This is a genomic window from Maribacter sp. 6B07 (assembly GCF_002700155.1).
Lineage (GTDB): Bacteria > Bacteroidota > Bacteroidia > Flavobacteriales > Flavobacteriaceae > Maribacter > Maribacter dokdonensis.
The window spans coordinates 2,129,167-2,153,760 of record NZ_PDUT01000001.1; the positions used below are offsets into that span (position 1 = coordinate 2,129,167).

Annotated in this window: 24 protein-coding genes; 6 read left to right on the forward strand and 18 right to left on the reverse strand. The window is 36.5% G+C overall.

Features of this window, described 5'->3' with window-relative positions; all coding sequences use genetic code 11:
* Positions 1-20: 20 nt before the first annotated feature.
* The 3 genes from CSC80_RS08955 to msrB form a co-directional block, all read right to left on the reverse strand.
* Positions 21-428 (reverse strand): DoxX family protein, encoded by a 408-nt coding sequence (locus tag CSC80_RS08955; RefSeq protein ID WP_091601616.1) that lies wholly within the window; start codon positions 426-428, stop codon positions 21-23.
* Between the two features lie 130 nt (positions 429-558).
* A complete protein-coding gene (gene msrA, locus CSC80_RS08960; RefSeq protein WP_074670044.1) occupies positions 559-1,101 on the reverse strand; it encodes a peptide-methionine (S)-S-oxide reductase MsrA in 543 nt (180 codons plus the stop codon).
* On the reverse strand, positions 1,094-1,552 hold the full coding sequence (gene msrB / locus CSC80_RS08965; protein ID WP_071340393.1) for a peptide-methionine (R)-S-oxide reductase MsrB: 459 nt from the start codon (positions 1,550-1,552) through the stop codon (positions 1,094-1,096). The genes msrA and msrB overlap by 8 nt, the downstream gene beginning before the upstream one ends.
* 92 nt (positions 1,553-1,644) lie before the next feature.
* Between msrB and CSC80_RS08970 the strand changes: the two genes are divergently transcribed.
* Entirely contained in the window at positions 1,645-2,457 is an 813-nt protein-coding gene (locus tag CSC80_RS08970; RefSeq protein ID WP_099191138.1) for a DNA/RNA non-specific endonuclease, read from the forward strand.
* On the opposite strand, the gene rodA is transcribed toward CSC80_RS08970, so the two are convergent.
* From rodA to CSC80_RS09010, 8 genes are all read right to left on the reverse strand, one after another.
* Positions 2,454-3,737, reverse strand: a complete 1,284-nt coding sequence (gene rodA / locus CSC80_RS08975) for a rod shape-determining protein RodA (protein ID WP_071340391.1) — start codon at positions 3,735-3,737, stop codon at positions 2,454-2,456. The genes CSC80_RS08970 and rodA overlap by 4 nt on opposite strands.
* Entirely contained in the window at positions 3,727-5,595 is a 1,869-nt protein-coding gene (gene mrdA, locus CSC80_RS08980) for a penicillin-binding protein 2 (RefSeq protein ID WP_058105057.1), read from the reverse strand. Before mrdA ends, rodA begins: the two co-directional genes overlap by 11 nt.
* Positions 5,592-6,101, reverse strand: a complete 510-nt coding sequence (mreD, locus tag CSC80_RS08985) for a rod shape-determining protein MreD (protein ID WP_058105058.1) — start codon at positions 6,099-6,101, stop codon at positions 5,592-5,594. The genes mrdA and mreD overlap by 4 nt, the downstream gene beginning before the upstream one ends.
* Positions 6,091-6,915 carry a rod shape-determining protein MreC gene (gene mreC / locus CSC80_RS08990; RefSeq protein ID WP_099191140.1) on the reverse strand — a complete coding sequence of 275 codons (825 nt, stop codon included), beginning with the start codon at positions 6,913-6,915 and terminating at the stop codon, positions 6,091-6,093. Before mreC ends, mreD begins: the two co-directional genes overlap by 11 nt.
* A gap of 172 nt (positions 6,916-7,087) precedes the next feature.
* The gene (locus CSC80_RS08995; RefSeq protein WP_027066022.1) at positions 7,088-8,116 is read right to left on the reverse strand and encodes a rod shape-determining protein; all 1,029 of its coding nucleotides are present in this window, start codon (positions 8,114-8,116) and stop codon (positions 7,088-7,090) included.
* Positions 8,117-8,172: 56 nt separating this feature from the next.
* Entirely contained in the window at positions 8,173-9,705 is a 1,533-nt protein-coding gene (purH, locus tag CSC80_RS09000) for a bifunctional phosphoribosylaminoimidazolecarboxamide formyltransferase/IMP cyclohydrolase (protein ID WP_099191142.1), read from the reverse strand.
* A gap of 92 nt (positions 9,706-9,797) precedes the next feature.
* Positions 9,798-10,247, reverse strand: a complete 450-nt coding sequence (locus tag CSC80_RS09005; RefSeq protein ID WP_058105061.1) for a GAF domain-containing protein — start codon at positions 10,245-10,247, stop codon at positions 9,798-9,800.
* A 114-nt stretch (positions 10,248-10,361) separates the two neighbouring features.
* Complete coding sequence (locus CSC80_RS09010; RefSeq protein WP_099191144.1) at positions 10,362-11,459, reverse strand: hypothetical protein; 1,098 nt, start codon at positions 11,457-11,459, stop codon at positions 10,362-10,364.
* A gap of 183 nt (positions 11,460-11,642) precedes the next feature.
* Here CSC80_RS09010 and CSC80_RS09015 point away from each other — a divergent pair, with 183 nt between their 5' ends.
* From CSC80_RS09015 to CSC80_RS09025, 3 genes are all read left to right on the forward strand, one after another.
* A complete protein-coding gene (locus CSC80_RS09015; RefSeq protein ID WP_143751731.1) occupies positions 11,643-12,056 on the forward strand; it encodes a hypothetical protein in 414 nt (137 codons plus the stop codon).
* Positions 12,057-12,235: 179 nt separating this feature from the next.
* Positions 12,236-14,527, forward strand: a complete 2,292-nt coding sequence (locus CSC80_RS09020; RefSeq protein ID WP_099191148.1) for a TonB-dependent receptor — start codon at positions 12,236-12,238, stop codon at positions 14,525-14,527.
* 22 nt (positions 14,528-14,549) lie between these two features.
* The gene (locus tag CSC80_RS09025; protein WP_058105147.1) at positions 14,550-14,915 is read left to right on the forward strand and encodes a cation transporter; all 366 of its coding nucleotides are present in this window, start codon (positions 14,550-14,552) and stop codon (positions 14,913-14,915) included.
* 400 nt (positions 14,916-15,315) lie between these two features.
* On the opposite strand, the gene groL is transcribed toward CSC80_RS09025, so the two are convergent.
* The 7 genes from groL to miaB form a co-directional block, all read right to left on the reverse strand.
* Positions 15,316-16,950 (reverse strand): chaperonin GroEL, encoded by a 1,635-nt coding sequence (groL, locus tag CSC80_RS09035; RefSeq protein WP_058105064.1) that lies wholly within the window; start codon positions 16,948-16,950, stop codon positions 15,316-15,318.
* 118 nt (positions 16,951-17,068) lie between these two features.
* Complete coding sequence (locus CSC80_RS09040) at positions 17,069-17,347, reverse strand: co-chaperone GroES (RefSeq protein ID WP_036156781.1); 279 nt, start codon at positions 17,345-17,347, stop codon at positions 17,069-17,071.
* 142 nt (positions 17,348-17,489) lie between these two features.
* Complete coding sequence (secG, locus tag CSC80_RS09045; protein ID WP_058105065.1) at positions 17,490-17,849, reverse strand: preprotein translocase subunit SecG; 360 nt, start codon at positions 17,847-17,849, stop codon at positions 17,490-17,492.
* Positions 17,850-17,855: 6 nt separating this feature from the next.
* Positions 17,856-18,971, reverse strand: coding sequence for a hypothetical protein (locus tag CSC80_RS09050; protein ID WP_099191150.1), 1,116 nt, complete (start codon positions 18,969-18,971; stop codon positions 17,856-17,858).
* Positions 18,972-18,975: 4 nt separating this feature from the next.
* Positions 18,976-19,497, reverse strand: a complete 522-nt coding sequence (locus CSC80_RS09055; protein ID WP_091601649.1) for an LptE family protein — start codon at positions 19,495-19,497, stop codon at positions 18,976-18,978.
* 21 nt (positions 19,498-19,518) lie between these two features.
* Positions 19,519-20,805, reverse strand: a complete 1,287-nt coding sequence (locus tag CSC80_RS09060) for a sigma-54 dependent transcriptional regulator (RefSeq protein WP_074670029.1) — start codon at positions 20,803-20,805, stop codon at positions 19,519-19,521.
* A gap of 19 nt (positions 20,806-20,824) precedes the next feature.
* Positions 20,825-22,270 (reverse strand): tRNA (N6-isopentenyl adenosine(37)-C2)-methylthiotransferase MiaB, encoded by a 1,446-nt coding sequence (miaB, locus tag CSC80_RS09065; protein ID WP_099191152.1) that lies wholly within the window; start codon positions 22,268-22,270, stop codon positions 20,825-20,827.
* A gap of 151 nt (positions 22,271-22,421) precedes the next feature.
* Between miaB and CSC80_RS09070 the strand changes: the two genes are divergently transcribed.
* On the forward strand, positions 22,422-23,150 hold the full coding sequence (locus CSC80_RS09070; protein ID WP_091601655.1) for a hypothetical protein: 729 nt from the start codon (positions 22,422-22,424) through the stop codon (positions 23,148-23,150).
* Positions 23,151-23,222: 72 nt separating this feature from the next.
* Positions 23,223-24,488 (forward strand): hypothetical protein, encoded by a 1,266-nt coding sequence (locus tag CSC80_RS09075; RefSeq protein ID WP_099191154.1) that lies wholly within the window; start codon positions 23,223-23,225, stop codon positions 24,486-24,488.
* Positions 24,489-24,594: the final 106 nt, after the last annotated feature.

A 24,594-nucleotide genomic window follows, 5' to 3' on the forward strand; every position in this document is an offset into this window, starting at 1 on the left:
CTTTTTTTTTTTTTTTTGAGTTAGATATATTTTGCGAATTGTGGTTTTCCAAATTCAGCTAATTCATTATTGCTATTTCGAATTTTTCTGCTTTGAATATAGGTTACAAAAAGTAGCACTATACATACTACTGCAGATGCACCGTTACCATCTTTAACGGCTAAATGGGCTAAGGCACCTAAGGTGTAGTTCATGAAAAAACCTGCGTATACCCACTCTAAGGTCCAGTGAGATTTGTTCAACAAAATCATGGTTAAACCAATAAACTGACAAACACCTAAAATGTAAATAAGATATATAGGATAGCCTAGTTTAGTGAAGGTTTCTGAAACAGTATCAAAATTTATGACGGAGTTAATTATAGAGCCAATTACCGCTATAGCAAAAAGCCCTAGGGCAATATAGTAGAATGTTTTTTGAGATTTCATAATAAGTAAGATTTTAGGATTACTATGTCTCAAAAATAAACTCACCTATGAAGTAAAATTGACATTCATAGGTGAGCGGAAAATTTCTATAGATAAATAGAAATTTATGATCGTTAGGCAGAAAACAGTATTATTTCAGCAGCTTATCTGCATGTAGCTGCCTTAATTTTGCCAATTTAGGGTTAATGACCACTTGGCAATATCCTTGTTCAGAATTATTTTTATAATAATCTTGATGATAATCTTCTGCATCATAGAATATGCCAAGCGAACTTAACTCGGTAACAATGGGCTTTTCATACACCTTCTGCATTTCACTTAAGACCATATCTGCTTTTTGCTGTTGACTGGCATTGTGATAGTAAATTACCGATCTGTATTGCGTTCCGGTATCTGCCCCTTGTCTATTCAAGGTCGTAGGGTCATGCGTGGTCATGAAGATAATCAGTATATCTTCATATGTTATTACAGCTGGATCAAAAGTAATCTGTATAACCTCTGCATGTCCGGTAAGACCAGAACAGATTTCTCTATACGTAGGTCTTCCAGGGGCTTTGCCACCGGTATATCCTGAAACTACTTTATGAACACCTCTTACTTCTTGAAAAACGGCTTCTGTACACCAAAAACATCCACCGCCAACCGTAGCAACTTCAAAATTAGTATTATCCATTGGCTTCCTCCTTTTCTAATTGCATAGATTCAGAATTAATGCAGTACCGTAATCCGCTTGGTTCTGGTCCGTCAGGAAAAACATGTCCCAAATGGGCATCGCAAGTATTGCACATAACCTCTACCCGTATCATTCCAAAAGAGGTGTCTTTGTGATATTTTATGGCGTTTTCTTTAATAGGTTGCGTAAAGCTTGGCCATCCTGTACCAGATTCAAACTTAATAGTTGAATCGAATAAAGGTGTGGCACAACAAACACATTCATATTTGCCTGCTTCATGCGCAGAACATAAGGCTCCTGAATGCGGGGCTTCGGTTCCTTTTTTACGAGTAATTTTAAATTGTTGGGGCGTAAGTACATCTTTCCATTCCAGTTCGGTTTTTTCAACCCTTTGGTCTGGTTCAGGATTACCATTTACTGAAAAATGAATAACATCTTTCCAAGTTAACATCATAATATTTCCTTTCGTTTTAGACTTATTATACTGGTTTTATTGGTCGGTAAATTGCTTTGATTCTTACAAAATTACGGTAATTTTGGCGCATGGCATACCGTAATAAAAATAGAACTATTTATAGCGTTCTAATTCTTGTTTGCGTAGTTGGTTTTTGGTTGTTTGATAATTTTTATACCCCAGCTACGTATTCAAAAACCGATACAGATAATGGTCCCAATGATTTTCCAGAAGAGTTGTTACCCGAGTCCACCACAGGAGAAATTGTAAATCATTCATTTTTTACCCTGTCTTATAATGAACCATATGAGCAAGCAGAGTGGGTAGCCTATGTGTTGGATAAAAGTCATTTGACGTATGATGATAGAAAGCGACCATATTTTATTGAAGACCCGTTTGTATCATCAAAATCTGCCGATTGGCGTAATTATAAAGGGTCTGGCTATGATCGCGGGCATTTGGTACCGGCTGGTGATCGTAGGTTTTCCCTACAAGCTTACAATGAAACCTTTTATACCAGTAATATAAGTCCCCAAAATAGGGAGTTCAATGCTGGTATTTGGAACGATTTAGAGCAACAGACAAGACGTTGGGCAAAACAATATGGCACTTTGTATGTATTTACTGGTGGCGTATTGGAAAAAGGTTTAGAAGAAATAGGGGAAGAAGATGTTGATGTTCCTGATTATTTCTATAAAATTATTGCCAAAAAAAAAGATGATAAGATATACACGCTTTCTTTTTTAATCCCCAATAAACCCCAATTCACATCGCTCAGAAATTTTGTGGTATCTGTGGATGAAATTGAAAAAGCTACGGGTATTGATTTTTTTAACCAAATATCAAAAAAACAACAAAGTGCTTTTGAGGGTAGTAAAAGTACGGTGGGCTGGAAATTTTAAAAACCTTCTTTTAATCTATTGGTATCTAGTCTTAAGAATATAAAAAGTAAAATTGTAAAAAATAAAAGACCAGATCCCCCATAACTAAAGAAAGGCAAGGGTATACCTATAGTAGGTAAAATACCTATCACCATTCCAATGTTGATGAAATAATGAATTAAAAGGATAGATATTACACCGTAACCGTACATACGGGCAAAGGCATTTTTTTGACGTTCCGCCAATGAAATCAATCTTAGGAACAACACCGAGAACAGAACTATTACGGTAGCCGTACCCAAGAAGCCCCATTCTTCCCCAACGGTGCTAAAAATATAATCTGTATCCTGTTCAGGTACAAAGTCACCTTTTGTTCTTGTACCTTCTAAAAAGCCTTTACCAAAAAATCCTCCAGACTCAATTGCTTTTTCAGATTGGTAGGTATTGTATCCGATAGACTTTCTAATTTGCTCCAATTTTTTTGGATCTTTCTCCAATCTTAACCATAGCCCAAAACGGTCTCTATGGCGTTGTTCAAAAACATTGTTGAATACAAAGTTTACCGAAAGGGAGAAAAGTATAACTGCAGCATACGTTAGGCTAAGTGGTATAACGGGAATTTTGAAAGTTTTCTTTTTTAGTGCAAATAAAATTATGGTAAATAATACCATACCGATTACAAGCCAAACCGTACCATACATTAGGGTAATAACAAATACGAGAATTAAACTTACTAGCACTACTAAATAATAGAGTGGTAAGCCTTCTCTAAAGATGACAAATATTAAGGCAAAGAATACCAAGGCGCTACCAGGGTCCGGTTGTGGTATGATCAATAATGCGGGTACTATAATAATTAGTAACGCATAAAATTGATCTTTTCTTCTTTTGATATCTGTTTGTATATCACTTAAGTATTTTGCTAACGCCAAAGCAGTAGCCACTTTAGCTAGCTCAGAGGGTTGCAAATTGAAAAAACCAAGATCATACCAGGAAGTTGCTCCGGCAATGGTTTTACCAAATACGAACAATCCAAGCAGGGAAACCATTGAAATAAGGTAGAAGAGGCTAGAAAATCTTTCGTAAAAATTGACCTCTAATGCTAAGATAATAACAATAGTCACTAGACTTACCCCTATGAAAAATAGTTGCTTTCCATATCTGGTACCAATGTCGAATATGGAACTACTGTCATCTGTAAAGGTGCTAGAATATATATTGATCCAGCCAATGAGCACCAGTGCAAAATAGATGAAAACACTTAGCCAGTCTATTCTTTTGAGTATACTTCTACCAGACACGCTCGTTTATTTTGAACTCCTCCCCACTGTAGGGTTTCGCGTATTCGGCTTCCAATGTTTTTTCCAACATTCTTTTTTCCAAATCCTTTCTGGAAATTTCTCCTTTTAGGTATTTCTCTATCATAAGCGTGGCAATGTGGCCAGCATATCTAGAGCCAAAGTATCCATTTTCAATATAAACGGCGATGGCAATTTTAGGGTCGTCTACAGGTGCAAATGCCACAAAAACGGAATGGTCCGTCAATTGGGTACGTACACCATCTATTTTGGTAAAATTTTCCGCCGTACCAGTTTTTCCAGCAACTTCTATTCCTGGTATCTGTAACCATCTTGCAGTACCGCTTACATATACATCTGCCATACCTTGAACTACCGGCTCAAAATATTTTGGGTCTATCGTGGTGTGCTTTGCTTCGGTAAATTTTGGTTCTGTAATATCCTTGCCTTCAATTTTCTTTAAAATGTGCGGTGTAAAATAGTGCCCTCTGTTGGCAATGGCAGCTGTCATGTTCGCTAATTGTACAGGAGTTGCCAATATTTCACCTTGCCCAATAGAATTTGAGATAATATAAGACGAACTCCATCTATTATCCCCATACCACTTGTCATAATATTCTTTACTAGGAATACGACCTCTTTGACCAAATGGCAAATCGTAACCTAAATAATCGCCTAGACCAAAGCTTCGCATGTGTTTTTCCCACACATCCATGGCTTCATCCGTAGTTTCGAATTTTTCGAATATTTTTCTGAAGGCACCCGCAAAATAAGCGTTGCATGATTGAGATATTCCATTATTTAGTTTTCTTAAACCTCCACCACAGTGACAGCCTCTTTTTTTCTTGCCCACATAAAAACCGTGATAACACTGAATGGTCGTAGACTCATCCAAAACCCCTTCTTGAAGGGCGATGAGTGCGTTCAGCGTTTTAAATGGTGATCCAGGGGGTTGCTGTGCATGAATGGATCGATCCCAGGTAGGGTTCGCTATGGTGTCGTTATAAAGTTTAGTATAGTTTTTTGAACGTTCTCTACCAACCAATAATGCAGGGTCGTATGTTGGCCCGGAAATCATGGAGAGAATTTCTCCTGTAGCAGGTTCTATAGCTACAATACCACCTCTTTTTCCGTTCATTAGGGTTTCACCATACTCTTGTAAGGTTTTATCTATGGTAATACTAATTTGTTTTCCTTGCTCAGGTAAAGTATCTAATTCCCCATTTTTATATGGACCAATATCTCTATTGAATCTGTCTTTTTGTATGTATTGCACACCCTTTCTTCCTCTTAAAAGGTCTTCGTAATAACGTTCTACTCCAGTTCTGCCTTTTAATTCACCTTGTACATAATACTTATTGACGGCAAGATCTCCTTCGTTTACCTCGCTTATATACCCAAGAACATTGGCTGCACTGGGTGTGTCGTAATAACGTAAAGATCTTTTTTGAATATAGAAACCTTTGTATTTACGCATTTTCTCTTGGAGCTTAGCATAATCTTGTTTTGATAGTTGAGGTACAAGTACAGAAGGAAGTCTAGGGGAGTATACTCTTGCTTTTCTTAATTTTTCAACGAATTTCTCTTTTTCTATGCCTAAAAGCCCACAAAACTCTAAAGTGTCCAGAGCCTTTACTTCTCTTGGTATGACCATGACGTCATAAGCAGGATCATTACCTACCAATAGATGACCATTACGATCGTATATGTAGCCACGTTCTGGATAATCATAAATAGCTTTAATTGCGGGGTCTTCTAAAACCTGTTCTGCAGAAAAACTAAAAATTTGCAAATAGGATAGCCTTCCCAAAAAGGTAATTGCGATTACAATGATAATAGATGATAAAAGAATTTTTCTCATTCTTTTTTAGTGCTGAATAACGTACTGAACAAAATGCCTAATATCAACGTGGAAATACCCACTACGACTGTTTTTTGTAAAATTAACAAGCTATTTGCAAAGCTGAAAATTTCTAAAGTGAAGTATACCAAGTGATGTATTATAATCAATAACGCTAAAAACGTAAATTGTTGTGCCTTAGTGCTATTGTTTAACTTAAAACTTTGAAATTCATAATTGACACCAAAGACAAAACGCATTATGGTTGGTCTTAAATAGGCTATGGTTACTGTGGCCGCTGCGTTAATGGCAAGTGTGTCAGAGAAAATATCTACGCAAAGACCTAAGAAAAAACATAGAAGTATAAAGGTAGTTCTATTTTGTTTGATAGGATACCAGTAAAGAAAGAGAATGTAAACCAGTGGGTTTATATACCCAAAAAAATTCAATTTATTGAATACTAGTACTTGTACCAGTACCAATAAAATAAATCGGAGTACAATTAAAAATGTCGTACTATTGATCATTGGCCTCTGTTTCTGCTTCTAGTTCTAAAACTTCTTTGCGATTTAAATTTTTAATGATGTATATAGTCCCAATATTGGTCATGTCATTGAACAGTTCTACATTAATAAAGTAGAAACTTTTAGAATTGTCCAAATCAAAACTTTTAATGGTTCCTATAGGTATATTCTCCGGGAAAATGCTACTCATTGCTCCCGTTACAATGGTATCGCCAATGGTTAACGGCACCAATCTTGGAATGTCAATTAGTTGAACAACATTATAGTCGGTCGTGTTTTCCCAAACTAAAGATCCAAAGTGGTTAGAGTTTTTGATTTTAGCGTTTATGGTAGATTTGTCACTTAAAATACTCTGCACGGTGGAAAAATTATTTGACGTGTTTTCCACGATACCAAGAATACCTTTATCAGTTATAACACCCATATCTTGTGCAATACTATCGTTTTCACCTTTATTGATAGTTATATAATTACGTTGATCGGCATAGCTGTTATTAATTGCCCTACCCCTAATTATTTCATAATTAACAGAAGTAGAATCTATTCTTGAAGGCGATAGTAATACGTTGTTGAATAGCCTATCCCTAAGTCGTTTGTTTTCCTCTACCAGCCTGGTGTTTTCTTCCCTTAATCCAAAATAAGAAGTTATATTATCTGAGAAAGTATATATACTTCCAGTAATATAGTTGGAGGAATTTAAAAATTTAGATTGATGGTACGAATGCGATTGAAATGTGAAAATGAATGAAATAAAGAGCAAAAAAAGGTATAATAAGAAAATCTTATTCCTAATTAAAAAATTTATGATCTGCTGCATTCACCTCTAAATTTTTACTCAATAATTGAGATTTGAAATTAACTCTCGTTAGTTAAGTTCTAACAAGTATTAACTTGTAAAACATCATCATAACCACTATTAAATGATTTTTAAACTTTACTAAAGGTTGTTTATCGTGAAGTTAAAAAGTTATTCTTAAAAAAAGAACTTCTTACTTGATCAATATACTCTTATAGCGTTCTAGATTTTTTAATGCAATACCGGTACCACGAACAACTGCACGTAAAGGATCTTCCGCGATATACACAGGTAGATCGGTTTTTTGTGATAGCCTTCTATCCAGACCACGTAGCATAGAGCCACCACCGGCAAGATAAATACCTGTATTGTAAATATCGGCAGCTAATTCTGGTGGAGTTTGGGATAATGTTTCCATTACCGCATCTTCTACACGCAAAATAGATTTGTCAAGAGCTTTAGCTATTTCTCTATATGAAATTTGAACTTGTTTTGGCTTTCCTGTTAAAAGATCGCGTCCCTGAACCGACTTCTCATCTGGAGGAGATTGCAGGTCTTCGGTAGCTGAACCTATTTCTATTTTAATGGCTTCTGCAGTACTTTCACCTACATAAAGGTTATGCTGGGTACGCATGTAATAAATAATGTCGTTGGTAAATACATCACCTGCAATTTTAACAGACTTATCACAAACAATACCACCAAGTGCAATTACGGCAATTTCAGTAGTACCACCCCCTATATCAACAATCATGTTACCTTTTGGTTGCATAATGTCTAAACCTATACCAATAGCTGCTGCCATTGGTTCGTGGATCAAATACACCTCTTTACCGTTAACACGTTCTGCAGATTCTTTTACGGCACGCATTTCTACTTCTGTAATTCCACTAGGAATACAAATAACTAAACGCAATGCTGGCGGAAACCATTTTTTCTTTAATGCCGGAATGTTCTTAATAAACATCATCAACATTTTCTCAGAAGCGTCAAAATCAGCAATTACACCATCTTTCAATGGTCTAATAGTTTTGATATTTTCATGGGTCTTTCCTTGCATCATGTTGGCTTCTTTGCCAACTGCAATGATTTTACCGCTAATTCTATCTCTAGCAACTATTGACGGACTGTCAACAACTACCTTGTCATTATGAATTATAAGGGTGTTCGCTGTACCTAAATCTATAGCTATTTCCTCGGTCAAGAAATCAAAAAATCCCATATGTGATGTTTAAATTTTAGATAAAAGGGTGTATTTCATCGACAAAAGTAATGAAATTAATGCTTGAAATGACGTGTGCCTGTCATCACCATTGAAATTTTGTGTTCGTTGCAATAATCTATGCTTAATTGGTCTTTTATAGATCCGCCTGGTTGTATTACACTGGTGATTCCTGCTTTATCGGCAATTTCAACACAGTCTGGGAACGGGAAGAATGCATCACTTGCCATAACCGCACCTTTAAGGTCAAAATTAAAAGACTCTGCTTTGTGTATTGCTTGGTTTAAGGCATCTACTCTACTGGTTTGACCGGTACCACTTGCGCAAAGTTGTTTGTTTTTGGCTAAAACAATGGTATTGGATTTTGTATGCTTACAAAGTTTTGATGCAAAAATTAGATCTTCTAACTCTTGATCAGTAGGTTTAGTGGCAGTTGCATTCGTAAGGTCAGCAATAGCATCTGTTTTATGATCTTTTTCTTGAAGAAGCATACCGTTTAAACAAGTTCTTACTTGCATTTCTGGCATGTCAACTTCATTTTGGATCAAGATGATTCTGTTTTTCTTTCCTTTTAAAATTTCCAATGCCTCAGCATTGTAGCTTGGAGCTATAACTACCTCGCAGAATAATTTATGTATTTCCTCTGCTGTAGCCTTATCAATTTCTTTGTTACTGATTAAAACACCGCCAAAAGCAGATACGGGGTCACCGGCTAAAGCGTCTACATAAGCTTGGTGCAAAGTGTTTCTTTGTGCTAGTCCGCAAGCATTGTTATGCTTTAAAATAGCAAAGGTTGGTGCGTCATTTTTAAACTCTAACATTAAATTTACAGCTGCATCAACATCCAATAGATTGTTATATGATAATTCTTTACCGTGAAGCTTGGAGAACATTGCATCAAAATCACCAAAGAAGAATCCTTTTTGGTGAGGGTTTTCTCCGTAGCGTAAAACCTTACCGGAAGTTTCACTGACTTTAAGCGCGGCTAAATCATGGTTTTGGTTGAAATAATTGAAAATAGCAGTATCGTAGTGGGAGGAAACATTGAAAGATTTAGCAGCAAAACGCTTTCTATCTTCTAGGCTAATGTTTCCGTTATCTGCAGAAATAACTTCAAGAAAATCAGCATAATCTTCCATAGAGGAAACGCAAGTAACATCTTTAAAGTTCTTGGCTGCGGCACGTATAAGCGAAATACCACCTATATCTATCTTCTCAATGATATCTTGCTCGGAAGCACCACTGGCAACCGTTTTTTCAAACGGATACAGATCCACAATAACAATGTCTATTTGCGGAATTTCGAACTCTGCCAACTGGGCAACATCACTTTCGTTATCCTGTCTGTTTAAAATACCGCCAAATACTTTTGGGTGTAAAGTTTTAACTCTTCCTCCTAAAATAGAAGGGTAGCTTGTTACATCCTCTACGGGAACAACGTCTATTCCTAAATCAGTGATGAATTTTTCGGTTCCTCCAGTGGAGTAAATAGTGATTCCTAATTCTTGAAATTTTCTTACTATCGGCTCTAATCCGTCTTTATGAAAAACTGAAATTAAGGCTGAAGACGCTTTTTTTACACTGCTCATTGTATGATGCTTAAATGTTTTTAATAAGCAAGCAAAAGTAATTTTTTTGCGGTTACAAAATGGCGTAGTTTATCAACAAAAACCCTAAAGTTTTAAAGAATTTTGGCTACTTCAAAATTAACGAATTCCAAAAAGGTCTCATCTGCCTTTGTAAATGGGTCTGGAGTATTGGAATCTATGTCTATTTGCCCAATGTTTTCGCCATTTAAAAATAAGGGTATAACTATTTCTGATTTCACGGTAATACTGCAGGCTATGTAGTTGTCTTGGGCCTGTACGTCTGGCACCACAAAATTTTCATTACTTTCTGCAACCTGCCCGCAAATGCCTTTGCCAAAAGGAATAATGGTATGGTCTGTTGGTGCACCGGCGTATTGGCCTAGTTTTAGCTCGCGCTTGTCCCCGTTTTTAAAATAAAACCCTACCCAATCATAATGTGGTACTTCGGCTTTTAGAAGTTCACAAATGGCTAGCATTTTTGCATCTGGAGTTTTGTTTGAGTCTATTATGGAGCTTACTTGAGGGCGCAATAAATTGAACATACCTTTTTTTTTGACAAAAATACATATTGTTACTGTGTAACAATAGGCTCTAAAACAAAAAAAAGAGGATGTATTTAAACATCCTCTTTTTCAATATGTGATTATGATTTAAGATTATGGTTGAATCTTTACATCGAATTCAATAAAATCGTTATTGTTGAAGCCAGGTTCTATGGCTGTAATTTTAATTAAACCTTTTTTGCCGTAATTATCTACAAATTCAATAATATCGCCTACACTTAAGTTCGTGATTTTTTGGGTGCTAGAACTTGTAATAAAATTTAATTCACTGTTTAAGGCTATTGCATCAAATGCTGCGACATCTATTGTTGTAGAAGTTGCAAAAAACATTTTGTTCAATGTTTCGGTAGCGGCATTCTCTTCCTCTGCGCCAGGCTTAAGCCCTTCTACATCAAATCCAAAAGAAGCATCATATTGTTCCGTTGAAGCAAAAGAAGCGTTGTCTTCTGCAGAGGCGCCGGAAGCACCGTAGTAATATCCAAAATCCCAGAAAGCTCTAAACTCAGGCCCTACATCAATTCTATATACAGTTTCATTTAATAGGGAAAAAAAAGATTCCGTTGATCCATCTTGTGCAGGGGCAAATAGTTTAATATCTGTAAATTCCCTAACTTCAGCTACAGGGTTTGCGCCTGTACCTACGGTAACCGTAATTTGACCTACTCCTAATGCCAATCTTTTTGAGCTATCTCGAAAATCACCTTTGCCTGTAGTGGTCCAAAATGAATAAACAATTTCACCGTTTTCAATATCTGGTACAGGAAGTGGAAATGAAAAATCTATTTCTTTCTTGGTGGCGCCATCTAAATCTATAGAGCCGTCTGCTTTCAGTGCTTTGTCAAGATCATCACTTTCCAAATCAAAAGAACTAAAAGGCATTTCACCTTGACCTAAGTAATTTTGTGTAATATACATTCTACGTTGAGTAGTGGCGTCTGAGGTGAAAATAACCCTACCGGTTACATTCGTGCCCGCTTCTCCGCTAGCAGAGGCAGAAGTTATGTTAGATGAAGGTACGGCCTCATTGAAAACTATTGTTGCTACCTCCGGTTCATCAGTGTCATCGCCATCATCACCGCCGGTGTTATCTGGTATTGGGGTGTCAAAAACAGATCCGTCGTCTGAACTACAACTGCCTATAAAAAGCGCAATAGTGCAAATAAGAAAAGTGGTTTTTAATTGTTTTTTCATAATTGTTAAAAATTTAGTTATTGGTTATTACGTTAATGTGTTCAGTGCTTTTAACTTGAAAAAAGTTTTTATCGTATATGTTTTGCAATATTTCTTAATGAAATTACTAGGGATTTAATGTCTTGTACTAAATTTCATTAAATATGTGATTTTTAATTTTTTATAATCTGTAACTTTGTAGTCATGAAAAATTTGTTTCATAAGTTGTTTTCCTTGACAATGGTGTTTCTGTTGTTGTTGTCCACTATTTCGTGGACAGTAGAGAAGCATCTTTGTATGGGGCGTGTTATGGATGTTGGTGTATTTACACATGCAGATGATTGTTGTTTGGGATTAAATGCTATGTCAACAAGTGATGAGCCAATTGAAGATAAAAAGCCTTGTTGTGATAATGAAGTGTTTACCATGCAAGGGCAAGATGATTTGACTTATCATGAAACAGATTTAGATTTTCCCATAAAGATATTTTTATATTCTTATGCAAGTACCTATGTAGGCTTGTTTGTAGAAACGGAATATGATATTCTTTGTAATGTAAATCCTCCTCCTATACTCACAGAGGATTTACATATTCTTCACGAAGTTTTTTTAATTTGATTCCAAGAGATAATGGTATTTAATGCCATGTCGTAAATGGTAGATACCCGTTAAAAGTTAAATATTCCTTGCTGGAACTCATGTAGGTGGCATGGTCTCAATATTTAAATTTTATGTCTTAGTGTACAGGATGCACAGATTAGGGAATAAATGAAATGAAATACTTCGAATAAAAAATAATGAATAAATATATAGTAATACTAATAACGGCTATGCTGCCTGCTTTTATATTTTCGCAAGAACAAGAAAAGGTGGACGGTGTGGTCTTAGATTCAGAAGGCTCAAATGCGCTTGGTCTTTTTGGTGCCAATGTGTATTGGCAAGATTCCCAAACGGGAGTGGTCACTAATTTTGATGGTGAATTTTCCATACCTTATTTAAGAGGGCGTAGTAAATTAATTATTAGTTATGTAGGTTTTGAAAGCGATACGTTGGTTATAAATGAACCTAAGACAATTCGTATTGGTTTAAAGCCTTCAAATGAGCTAGATGAGGTGGTGGTGCAACAAGAGCGTGATGCTATTCAGAAAACCTATTTTAGTCCGCAGAATGTGATTACGGTAAACAGCGATGAGCTTTTAAAAGCGGCCTGTTGTAATTTGGCGGAAAGTTTTGAAACCAATCCGGCTATAGACGTAAACCTGTCCGATGGGCTAACGGGAACTAAGCAAATTGAAATGTTGGGTTTAACCAGTCCGTATTTATTGATAACCCAAGAGAATATTCCAATGGTGCGCGGTGCATCGCAGGCTTATGGCTTAACGTTTACACCAGGTACGTGGATAGAAAGTATTCAAATAACCAAAGGGGCTGGTAGTGTTGTTAATGGCTATGAAAGTATTTCAGGGCAAATAAATACAGAGCTCGTAAAGCCGTTAACCGATAATGCAGTATTTGTAAATGGATATGTAAATCAAAATGGGCGTTATGAATTGAATACCCATTTCAATAGAAAGTTAACGGAAAAGTTGAGCACAGGACTTTATGTTCATGGTAATACCAGAACGCAAAAAGAGGATGACAATAATGACGGATTTTTAGATGCACCCTTGGGTAAGCAATTAAATGTAATGAACAGATGGCAATATCAAGATGCCGAAAAAGGATGGGTTAGTTTCTTCAATATTCGTTTTTTGAATGATGAAAAACAAGTAGGGCAAGTGGATTTTGAGCCAGATACGGATAGAGTAGATAGTGGAAATAGGTCACTGAGCGAAGCCGAAGTTCTTGCACTGAGCGGAGCCGAAGTGTGGGGAAGTGAAATCAATACTCGCCGGTTTGATACGTCAATTAAGTTAGGTTATGTTTTTCCGGAATTGCCTTTTCAAAGTCTGGGTTTTCAAACTTCTTACAGTTTACATAAACAAGATTCCTACTTTGGATTTAGAACCTATGATATTAACCATGAAAGTTTGTATAGCAACCTCATATTCAATTCTATTATAGGTGATACTAGAAATAAGTTCAAAACCGGTATTACTTTCGCTTACGATGGCTATGATGAATTGGTGTCGGCAACAGATTACTCTAGAGTAGATAATTCTGTAGGTGCATTTATGGAGTACAGTTATGAGAATTTAGAAAAAGTGAGTTTAACCGCAGGTTTACGTGTAGATAATCATAATAGATTGGGAACATTTGTGACACCTAGATTTCACATTAGATTTACACCATGGGAAAAAGGAAGTTTACGGGGGTCTTTTGGTAGAGGTAAAAGGGCTGCCAATATTTTTGCCGAGAATCAGCAGCTATTTGGCTCTGCAAGAACCATCAATATTGCCAGTACAGATGGTGAAGTTTATGGTTTGGAGCCGGAAGATGCATGGAATTATGGAATAAGTTTTTTACAAGGATTTAATTTCTTGAACAAAAAAGGTGATATTACTTTAGATTATTACATCACTGATTTTAAGAATCAGGTAGTTGTAGATTGGGAGAACCCTCAGGAAGTTTCTTTCTACAATTTGGATGGTGATAGTAGTGCCAAGAGTTTTCAGGTTGAGGTGAATTATGAACTATTACCACGTTTAGACTTAAGAACATCATATAAATTCTATGATGTATCAACAGACTATAGAAGCGGAAACCTTCAAAAACCCTTACTGGCTCAACATCGATTTTTTGTTAATTTAGGGTATGAAACCGAAGCCAAGGAGAACGGATCTCAGTGGAAATTTGATTATACCTTGCATAGTATGGGGAAGAAAAGACTACCGGATACAACTAGCAATCCTGTAGCGTACCAGTTGGCTGAGTATTCATCGCCTTATAACCATATGAATGCTCAAATAACCAAGGTGTTCTCAGAAAATGTTGAGGTATATGTAGGAGGTGAAAACCTTTCTGATGTACAGCAAGACAACCCTGTTTTAGGGGCAGATGATCCGTTTGGTCCAAATTTTGATACTACAATAGTGTTTGCGCCAATTATGGGTAGAATGTTCTATGCAGGCTTTAGATTTAAAATTTAATTTATCAATTAATATACATACTATGAAAACAACTATTTTATCAATTGCAATGATGCTAATTGCCGTGATAACCTATGCACAAGAGAAGAATAAGAAAATGACATTTGATGTCAATGGTAAATGCGCCATGTGTAAAGAGCGTATTGAAGAAGCTGCGCTGAATGTGAAAGGGGTAAAGTATGCAAACTGGAGCATACCAACGCACCAGTTGGATATTATAATGGATGAGCGCAAAACCGATGCAATGAAAATAAAAACGGCTATCGTTGCCGTTGGTCATGATACCAAAGAATTAAAAGCAACAGAAGAAGCTTATAATAGTGTGCATCCTTGTTGTAGATATAGGGAAGACAATTCTGATGATGGTCAACATCATGATGGTAACTAGATAATTGCTTGGTTTAGAGTGAGGTTTTGAAAAGAAAAAAATGGGTGAAATTTTAGTTAATCTTTTGCCAACAAAATAATCACCGATCAAAATCTGAAATACATTAGCTATAGATTTATTTTTAAATTCTATACCAATGGCACAAGCAAAATCAGCAGGGAAACCAGCTGCAAAGCCTGCACCGGCAAAAGCTGGTAAAAAGGCTGCTCCAAAAGCTGCTCCTAGAAAGAAGTAGTCTAGTTATCGCCTTTAGAAGGCATACTGTTTTGGACATAAAAACCACCTTCTGTAAATAAAGAAGGTGGTTTTTTTGTTGCTCATATTTAAAAAGAAAAAAACCGCTCTTGATATTTCAAGAGCGGTTTAAATTTTAAAGTCCCCTTTGGGGGTTTAGGGGCTTTTACATCATGCCTGGCATTCCGCCACCGCCACCCATTGGAGGCATAGCTGGAGCATCTTCTTTAATATCTGTTAAAGCACATTCAGTAGTAAGGATCATTCCAGAAACAGAAGCTGCATTTTCTAATGCTACTCTAGTTACTTTCTTAGGATCGATAATACCTGCTTTCATCATTTCAACATACTTTTCAGACTTGGCATCGTAACCATAATCACCTTTACCTTCAAGTATTTTGGCGATAACTACTGAACCTTCACCACCTGCGTTAGAAACGATAGTTCTTAAAGGAGCTTCAATGGCACGAGCTACAATTTGTAGGCCTGTAGCCTCATCTTCATTATCGGTAGACACTTTAGAAAGAACAGATTTTGCTCTTACCAATGCAACACCACCACCGGCAACAATACCTTCTTCAACGGCTGCTCTTGTAGCGTGTAAAGCATCATCAACTCTATCTTTTTTCTCTTTCATTTCAACTTCAGAAGCAGCACCAACATAAAGTACGGCAACACCACCGGCTAATTTAGCCAAACGCTCTTGAAGTTTTTCCTTATCATAATCAGAGGTTGTTGTCTCTATTTGAGATTTGATCTGGTTAACTCTAGTTTTGATATCTTTTGCAACACCGCCACCATTTACAATAGTAGTATTGTCTTTATCTATCTGTACTTTTTCGCAAGTACCTAACATGTCTAAAGTAGTGTTGTCTAAAGAGAAACCTCTTTCTTCAGAAATAACCGTACCACCTGTTAAAATTGCGATATCTTCTAACATTGCCTTTCTTCTGTCACCAAAACCTGGAGCCTTAACAGCAGCAATTTTTAAAGAACCTCTTAATTTGTTCACTACCAATGTAGCCAATGCTTCACCATCGACATCTTCAGCTATGATTAATAATGGCTTACCAGATTGAGCTACTGGCTCCAATACTGGTAATAAGTCTTTCATTGAAGAAATTTTCTTGTCGAACAACAAGATGTATGGGCTGTCTAATTCAGATACCATTTTTTCTGAATCGGTAACAAAGTAAGGAGAAAGATATCCTCTGTCAAACTGCATACCTTCAACAACATCAACGTAAGTATCTGTTCCTTTGGCTTCTTCAACGGTAATTACACCTTCTTTACCAACTTTACCGAAAGCTTGAGCGATCAAATCACCAATAGTTTCATCGTTGTTGGCAGAAATAGAAGCAACTTGTTTAATTTTCTCGGAAGAATCACCTACTTTTTTAGATTGTTTGGCTAAATCGGCAACGATGGCTTCAACAGCCTTATCAATACCTCTCTTTAAATCCATAGGGTTTGCACCTGCAGCAACGTTCTTTAAGCCTTCTTTTACGATAGCTTGAGCAAGAACGGTAGCGGTAGTAGTACCGTCACCTGCTAAATCATTGGTTTTAGAAGCAACTTCTTTTACCATTTGAGCACCCATGTTTTCTAATGGATTCTCTAATTCAATTTCTTTTGCTACGGTAACACCATCTTTGGTTACTTGTGGAGCTCCGAATGATTTGCTGATAATAACGTTTCTACCTTTTGGTCCTAATGTTACTTTTACTGCGTTTGCCAATGCATCAACACCTCTTTTAAGGCCGTCTCTAGCATCTATATCAAACTTAATATCTTTTGCCATATTTATTTGTTGTTTAAATTTTGACCCAATGATATGTCTTAGGTCATTAAAATTATTAATTATCTATTTCGTGAAAATTAAAAGGTCTTAGGTTTTATGCCCAAGCCAAATGCTATTTTTAGATAATAGCTAGAATATCACTCTCTCTCATCATCAAGTAGTCCGTACCTTCTAATTTTAATTCGGTACCGGCGTACTTTCCGTAAAGAACTGTATCTCCAACTTTAACGGTAACACTGTCATCTTTTGTACCAGGACCCACAGCAACAACTTTACCTTTCTGTGGTTTTTCTTTTGCGGTATCAGGAATGTAAAGTCCAGATGCAGTTTTAGTCTCAGCTGCCATTGGCTCAATAAGAACTCGGTCTGCCAATGGTTTGATATTAACTTTAGCCATAATTATTAATTTTTAAATTGATTTTTAGTTTTGTGCAAATGTAAAGGCAGAAATTATGCCATTGCCTTTTTACTGACAAATTGTAAACAAAAAATGCCAGCTTGTCATAAGCTGGCATTTTAAATATATTGTAGTGTGTAGTCTATAAACTATCTGAAGGCGTAGCTTCATTTGTAACTGGTGGTGTTACCTCCTCAGGTAATGTTTCAGGAACTACGGTTTCAATGTCGTCACCTTGTAATAATTTAGAATCTGCATCGCCAAAATTGCCTTTAAGTGCAATGTTAGATGCTAAAATTAAAACTATTAATAAACCAGCTAGCGTCCAAGTACTCTTGTCTAAAAAGTCACCTGTTTTTTTTACTCCGCCAACTACTTGGTTTCCACCTCCGCCAAAAGAAGAGGAAAGTCCGCCACCTTTTGGGTTCTGTACCATGATCACTAATACCAACAATAAGCAAACGACTATGATAAGTATTAGGAAAATTGAAAATGTACTCATTCTAAATTATTTATTATCTTTTCGTAATTTTTCTACCGCCTTAATTCGGTCTGCAAAGAAACTACTTTTTTCTGGATATTTCAAACTTAAAATTTTGTAGGCCTGAATAGCGTTTTTATACTTTTTTTGTTCCAGGTAAACCCTTGCTAAAGTCTCTGTCATTAGCTCGTTCTGGTTAATGGTAGATGACTGTGAAATGTCTATGGTTGTACTTTGTTCCGTAGGTACAATTTTGGGGTTGGAAGCTATGAACTTGTCAATACGGTCATATTTCTTTTTGATGGCCTCGTTTTTTACCCTTGGTTTTTTTACAGGTTTGTCTGTTGTCTTTTTTTCTTTGACACTGTCTGTATTTTGGCTTTCTGCCTCTACCTTGTTTTCTGCAATAACGGTTTGTTGCTTTTTGGTGTCGTCCTCTTTTGAAGGAGTGGAATCTTCTTCAACTGATTTTTCTAATGGTTTTTTGGAGGCAAGGCTTAACCATTCTGAAAAAGAATACTTCTCTTTGGCATCAAAAGTTAGAGGTTTACCAATGTCTAGCGCATTTTCTTCTTCGGTATTATCAGGGTTTTTAGATTGAAACAACTCCGGGTCCAAAATTTGCTCTGCATCTTTTTCGTCTTGTGGTAGGGGGTTGTCTTGAGATGGTGTAATAAAAGAAGGTGTAGGTGCTTCTTCAATAGGGTCATTTAGATCTTCAGTTTCTTCAGTGGGGCTACTGTCATTTGTGGTAATTACTTCATCAGAAATGTCAAGAGAATCTGTGTTTTCTTTAGTTTCAGTTGAATGAACTATTGTTAGGTCTTTATTTTCTTCTTGAACTTCAATGGCGTTATTGACCTCAATTTCGGCAATAGTTGCCGTAGCTGTATCATATTGTAAAAAGTCTCTAGATGTAATGAAATCAAAAAGCACATCTCTATCTGTCGTAAAAGCAGCCGTTGCTTTTAGAGCTTTGTTGTATTTGTAGCTGTTTAAGTTTTTGAGTCCTTTTAAGTGAAGTGCCCGTGCAGCTTGAAAATAAGGATACTCGGCTATAATATCTTCTAAATGTTTGGTATGAATGGGTTCTACCACTTTGGTAGGGTTTTCTAGAAAATATGTAAAGTCCTTAACGTTCATGTAATTACCAGTCTGCCAAAGAGGCGTTGAAAATATCTTGGGTTAGTCTTTCAAAAATTACCTCGTGGGCTTCACTTTTTATAGTTGCTAACTGTGTGTCTGCAGGGTAGTCGTAAAAGAAAGAAAAGCTTTGGTCAAATGCGGCATCTTCTTTCAACTGATTGTAGAACCTGACTTTAACCCGTATGGAAAGCCTGTTTTGCGCTGCTGTTTGCGCTGCAGTTGCAGACATTGGTGAAATTTTATATTCTGTAATTTCACCTTCGTATAGTAAATCTGGATTGCCCGTACTGATCAATTCTAAGCTGGTTTGGTTTTGAATTCTATCTTGCAATGCAAGTGTGAAGTCTCTATCCATACCAGGTTCAAAAGTAGAACCGGGACTTTGAGTGGCATAATTTTGAAAATAATTGACCTTAAAGGTTTTTGCTTCACCCACATTTCCGCCAGTGAAATTGTATACACCACAACTTAAAAATAAAAATATAGGTAGTAGGTATAGTATGGATTGTTTAAGATATCTCATTGAAATGCGATTCATTTAAATTTAAAGGTCGTATTGTTTTATTTTGCGGTAAAGTGTGCGCTCAGAAATACCTAACTCAGTTGCGGCTGCCTTTCTTTTTCCTCTGTTTCTTTCTAATGACTTTTTAATCAATTCTACCTCTTTCTCCTGTAAAGATAGGGTTTCTTCTTCTTGAATTTCTTCGGCAAAATGATATTTGTCTTCGTAAGAATCTTGAATAATAGATGCTTCTTCGTTTTTAGGTTCGGGTAAGTGCAGAACGTTTAAAGAAGTGTCATCTTGGGTGTCATGATCAAAATCAACATCCTCATCATCTTCATTACCATAGATTTTACGTATAAGATTTTCATTCTCTTTTTGAACTTTTTGAGAATCATTGTTCTTAAGTAGCTCCATGGTTAATTTCTTAAGATCGTTAAGGTCACCTTTCATATCGAACAAAACCTTGTATAGGATTTCTCTTTCGTTGCTGAAATCACTTTCAGATTTAGAATTGGAAACTACCGCAGGTAAATTGCTTGTATTGTTGTTAGGTAAATATCCGTGCAGGGTAGATGCTGTAATGGCTCTGTTTTCTTCAAGAACAGACACTTGTTCAGCAATATTCCTTAACTGACGTATGTTACCCGGCCACCTATATTTGGTAAGTAAAGAAACGGCATGGTCATCTAGTCTGATCGTGGGCATCTTGTATTTCTGACTAAAATCAGATGCAAATTTTCTGAACAATAAATGAATATCGTCTTGGCGTTCACGTAAAGGTGGTATGTTGATTTCAACGGTACTTAGTCGGTAATAAAGATCTTCGCGAAAGCGTTCTTTTTTAATCGCCTCGAACATATTAACATTTGTGGCGGCAACAATGCGTACATCTGTTTTTTGAACTTGGGAGGAGCCAACTTTTAAAAATTCTCCGTTCTCCAATACACGTAATAAACGAACCTGTGTGGTTAAAGGTAGCTCGCCAACCTCATCTAAAAATATGGTACCGCCATCGGCAACTTCAAAATAACCACTTCTGGTTTGTGTTGCACCTGTAAAAGCACCTTTTTCATGGCCAAAAAGTTCACTGTCTATAGTACCTTCCGGTATGGCTCCACAGTTCACCGCAATATATTTAGCATGCTTTCTGTGAGAAAGCGAATGAATAATTTTTGGGATCGATTCTTTACCTACACCGCTTTCACCGGTAACCAAAACAGAAATATCTGTTGCGGCAACCTGCATTGCTTTTTCTAAAGCACGATTCAATTTTGGGTCTTGCCCAATAATTTCAAAACGTTGTTTTATACTTTGTATGCTTTCCATATAAAATGGCTACTAAAAGTTAATTATTGTCAGAATACCCAACAGCAAGACCTTTTAAGGTTGCTGAAGTGCAATCATTGATTTGAACATTTACAAAATCCCCTATTTTGTAGTTTTCCTTAGGAAAAACAACCACGGTGCTTTGAGAGTTTCTGCCCATCCACTCATTTTCTGATTTTTTAGAGGTTCCTTCGATCAGGACTTCTTGAATTTTACCTACGTGCTTTTCCGTTCTAAATTGACAGTGGCTTCTTTGTAGGGCTATAATTTCAGAAAGACGTCTCTTTTTTATAGGTTCAGGAACATCATCTTCCATTTTTCTACCTGCTAAAGTACCTGGTCTTTCAGAGTAGGCGTACATATAACCAAAGTCATATTTTACATATTCAAGCGCTTTTAAGGTGTCGGCATGGTCTTCCTCTGTTTCTGTTGGAAAACCGCTAATGATATCTTGGGAAATAGCGCAGTCAGGTATTATTTTTCTAATGTTGTCTATGAGTTCAAAATACTCTTCAATAGTGTGTAAGCGGTTCATTTCCTTTAGAATACGATTGCTTCCACTTTGAACGGGTAGGTGAATATGGTTGCAAATATTCTTATGTGCCGCCATAGTCTTTATAACATCCAAGGTCATATCTTGAGGGTTGGATGTTGAAAAACGTATGCGCATTTTAGGGTAGGCAAGTGCTACCATGTCTAAAAGCTTAGAGAAATTGGTAGCGGTGGCTTTTTGCATTTCAGATGCATTTTCAAAATTTTTCTTAAGTCCGCCGCCATACCATAAGTAACTATCTACATTTTGACCAAGTAATGTAACTTCTTTAAAGCCCTTTTGCGAAAGCTCTTGTATTTCGGCAAGAATGGACTGTGGGTCTCTACTTCTTTCCCTACCTCTGGTAAAAGGGACTACGCAAAAGGTGCACATATTATCGCATCCTCTGGTGATAGATACAAAAGCCGTTACGCCGTTGGTGTTTAATCTAACCGGTGCAATATCACCATAAGTTTCATCTTTGGAAAGAATGACGTTAACGGCATCTCTGCCAGAATCTACTTCTTTAATCAGGTTGGGTAGATCTTTGTAGGCATCTGGTCCAACGACCATGTCCACTATTTTTTCTTCATCTAAAAGCTTGTCTTTTAATCTTTCTGCCATACAGCCAAGAACACCAACTTTTAAATGGGGTCTAGATTTTTTTACTTTATTGTATTCCGTAAGTCTTTTACGTATAGTCTGTTCAGCTTTATCTCTAATAGAACATGTATTTACAAGTACTAAATCTGCTTCTTCTAACGTTTGGGTGGTGTTAAAACCTTCGGTCGCTAGTATAGAAGCTACAATTTCACTGTCCGAAAAGTTCATGGCACAACCGTAACTCTCAATATAAAGATTACGTTTGTTCGTCTCTTTTCCTTCTACTACCAAAGTTGTGCCCTGCACATTTTCGTCTATGGTTTTCTCCATTTTTGTAATACGTTGCGTATAAAATAATTTGGATGGCAAAGATACTATTATAATCAAAAATATGACAAGATGACATGATTATTTAGGTATAGTTTAAGCTTTGCGCTTATTAATTATTTAGATTTAACTTTAAAAATAACCACTTACTCCTATGAATTTAGAAAACCTTGCACAGCACATACAAAGTAGACCAGATCTAGACTTTGGTACCATTTTTAGCAGATCAATAGAACTTTTTAAAAAAGTGTGGCTACAAGGCTTCATTACATTATTGTTGACATTTGTAGTTATACTGCCATTTTATATTTTGTTTTACGTGCCAATGATAGCTGCCGGAATTACGGATCGTGAAGCGCTGGAACAGAATGAACTTCCGCCAATGATGGTCATTGCCATGGTAATTTTGCTTCCTGTTTTGCTGTTGGCTATTACCACTATGGCGTTGGCGTTGAATGCGGCTTTTCTAAAGATTTGTAAGCAAAAGGATATGGATGAGGTTGCTAATGATGACTACTTTTATTTTTTTAAGGAAGGTAGATTGGGTAAAGTATTCATTTTGTCCTTATATCTTTTAGGACTCTCACTTTTAGGTGGGCTTGCTTGTGGGTTAGGTGTGTTCTATTTGATAGTGCCTATGTCATTACTACCCGCTTTTTTGGCGTTCTCAAATGATCTGTCAGCATTAGATATGGTTAAGGCAAGTTTTACGTTAGGCAACAAAAATTGGCTGGTCATTTTTGGTCTGGTATTGGTCATGTCGTTTGTGGCACAATTGGGCTTTGTTTTATGTTGTATTGGTGTATTGTTTACCGTAATGTTGAGTAAAGTACCTGCATACTATATGTATAAGGATGGTGTAGGTTTTAATGAGGGGTCGTAAATTTAACTAGTTGATAACGCAACTATTAGCGGTAACTTTAATCTATAGGGTACAACCGTTTAAATTTAAACCATGAGAAATTTCTTTTTTGTTTTGTGTGTAATTGCTACATCAGCATTGGTGTCATGCGATGATGACGGACCGTATGAAGATTACCTTGTAGCTAGACCAATTTTACAAGATGCAGTTTCTTTTAAGGCAGAAGCCGTAGCCGTTACGGAACCTGTGCCCATTGTGACTTCGGGCAAGATATACGCTTACGGAGATTATATTTTTGTGAATGATGTAAATCAAGGTTTTCATGTCATAAATAACCAAAATCCTTCAAACCCAGAGCCTATCGCATTTATTAAATTGGAAGGCAACAATGATATATCTATTAAAAACGATGAGATATATGCGGATAGCTATGGTGATTTGGTGATTTTCGATATTTCGGATATAAATAATATCACCTTAACCAGTCGTATTGTCAATGCCATATATAATAATGATGTTTGGTTGTTCAATACAGAATTTCCACAAGCCGATTTTTATGAATACGGAGATATTGATTATGATAAAGATATTGTAGTTGGGTGGGAAGTAAACACGGAAAGGCGCCCTGTAAAGGAGTATGAGGCCAGGTTTGATAGCATCGACGGTGTTTTTGCAGATGTAGCCGAAAATTTTAATAATCAATCGCCAACAACAGGGCAGGGCGGTTCTTTGGCTCGTTTTAAGATTATTGGCAATTATCTATACGTGGTAGATTACAGTGATATTAACATATTTGATATTACCGATGTAGAAAATGTAAAGGTGTTGGATGATGTGCAAGTAGCTTGGGATATTGAGACTATTTATAATCAAGGTGATATACTATTTATCGGAGGTTCACAAGGCATGTATATTTATAGTATTGAAAACCCTCAAAAGCCAGAGTTTATTTCAGAATTTAGGCACGGTACTGCCTGTGATCCCGTAGTCGTTGATGGTGATTATGCATATGTAACGTTAAAAGGCGGTAATTTTTGTGGCACTGCGGAAAGTGGTCTTTACGTTGTAGATGTGTCCAACTTGGAAAATCCAGAATTAAAAGTGATTTATCCAATGGTCGGTCCAAACGGTTTGGGAATAAAAGGAGATACCTTATTTGTTTGTGACGGTACTGCTGGTTTAAAAGTGTATGACAAGAGCAATGCTCCTAATATATCTTTAATCAACACTTTTGAAGATATTGTTGCTTATGATGTTATACCATTATCATCATCTCTTTTGATGATTGGAGAAGGTACCTTGTATCAATACGAATATGTAAATAATGATATTAGGCTGTTAAGTACATTACAGCTGTAAAATTATGAAATGGTTAAAAAAAAGGGGAGGCATTTATAGCCTCCCCTTTTTATTTCGTAAGCTTTAGCCGTTGAAGGCGAGCAATTGGTTTGTTTATAGCTGTGAA

Coding starts and splice junctions, on each gene's coding strand:
- mreD (WP_058105058.1), bottom strand. CDS start 6,101: ATGATCAATAGTACGACATTTTTAATTGTACTCCGATTTATTTTATTG.
- msrB (WP_071340393.1), bottom strand. CDS start 1,552: ATGTTAACTTGGAAAGATGTTATTCATTTTTCAGTAAATGGTAATCCT.
- msrA (WP_074670044.1), bottom strand. CDS start 1,101: ATGGATAATACTAATTTTGAAGTTGCTACGGTTGGCGGTGGATGTTTT.
- CSC80_RS09015 (WP_143751731.1), top strand. CDS start 11,643: ATGAAAAATTTGTTTCATAAGTTGTTTTCCTTGACAATGGTGTTTCTG.
- CSC80_RS09005 (WP_058105061.1), bottom strand. CDS start 10,247: ATGTTCAATTTATTGCGCCCTCAAGTAAGCTCCATAATAGACTCAAAC.
- CSC80_RS08995 (WP_027066022.1), bottom strand. CDS start 8,116: ATGGGATTTTTTGATTTCTTGACCGAGGAAATAGCTATAGATTTAGGT.
- CSC80_RS09055 (WP_091601649.1), bottom strand. CDS start 19,497: ATGAGATATCTTAAACAATCCATACTATACCTACTACCTATATTTTTA.
- CSC80_RS09060 (WP_074670029.1), bottom strand. CDS start 20,805: ATGGAAAGCATACAAAGTATAAAACAACGTTTTGAAATTATTGGGCAA.
- CSC80_RS09025 (WP_058105147.1), top strand. CDS start 14,550: ATGAAAACAACTATTTTATCAATTGCAATGATGCTAATTGCCGTGATA.
- secG (WP_058105065.1), bottom strand. CDS start 17,849: ATGAGTACATTTTCAATTTTCCTAATACTTATCATAGTCGTTTGCTTA.
- CSC80_RS09075 (WP_099191154.1), top strand. CDS start 23,223: ATGAGAAATTTCTTTTTTGTTTTGTGTGTAATTGCTACATCAGCATTG.
- purH (WP_099191142.1), bottom strand. CDS start 9,705: ATGAGCAGTGTAAAAAAAGCGTCTTCAGCCTTAATTTCAGTTTTTCAT.
- CSC80_RS09020 (WP_099191148.1), top strand. CDS start 12,236: ATGAATAAATATATAGTAATACTAATAACGGCTATGCTGCCTGCTTTT.
- CSC80_RS08955 (WP_091601616.1), bottom strand. CDS start 428: ATGAAATCTCAAAAAACATTCTACTATATTGCCCTAGGGCTTTTTGCT.
- miaB (WP_099191152.1), bottom strand. CDS start 22,270: ATGGAGAAAACCATAGACGAAAATGTGCAGGGCACAACTTTGGTAGTA.
- CSC80_RS09010 (WP_099191144.1), bottom strand. CDS start 11,459: ATGAAAAAACAATTAAAAACCACTTTTCTTATTTGCACTATTGCGCTT.
- mrdA (WP_058105057.1), bottom strand. CDS start 5,595: ATGAGAAAAATTCTTTTATCATCTATTATCATTGTAATCGCAATTACC.
- CSC80_RS09050 (WP_099191150.1), bottom strand. CDS start 18,971: ATGAACGTTAAGGACTTTACATATTTTCTAGAAAACCCTACCAAAGTG.
- CSC80_RS09070 (WP_091601655.1), top strand. CDS start 22,422: ATGAATTTAGAAAACCTTGCACAGCACATACAAAGTAGACCAGATCTA.
- mreC (WP_099191140.1), bottom strand. CDS start 6,915: ATGCAGCAGATCATAAATTTTTTAATTAGGAATAAGATTTTCTTATTA.
- groL (WP_058105064.1), bottom strand. CDS start 16,950: ATGGCAAAAGATATTAAGTTTGATATAGATGCTAGAGACGGCCTTAAA.
- CSC80_RS09040 (WP_036156781.1), bottom strand. CDS start 17,347: ATGGCTAAAGTTAATATCAAACCATTGGCAGACCGAGTTCTTATTGAG.
- CSC80_RS08970 (WP_099191138.1), top strand. CDS start 1,645: ATGGCATACCGTAATAAAAATAGAACTATTTATAGCGTTCTAATTCTT.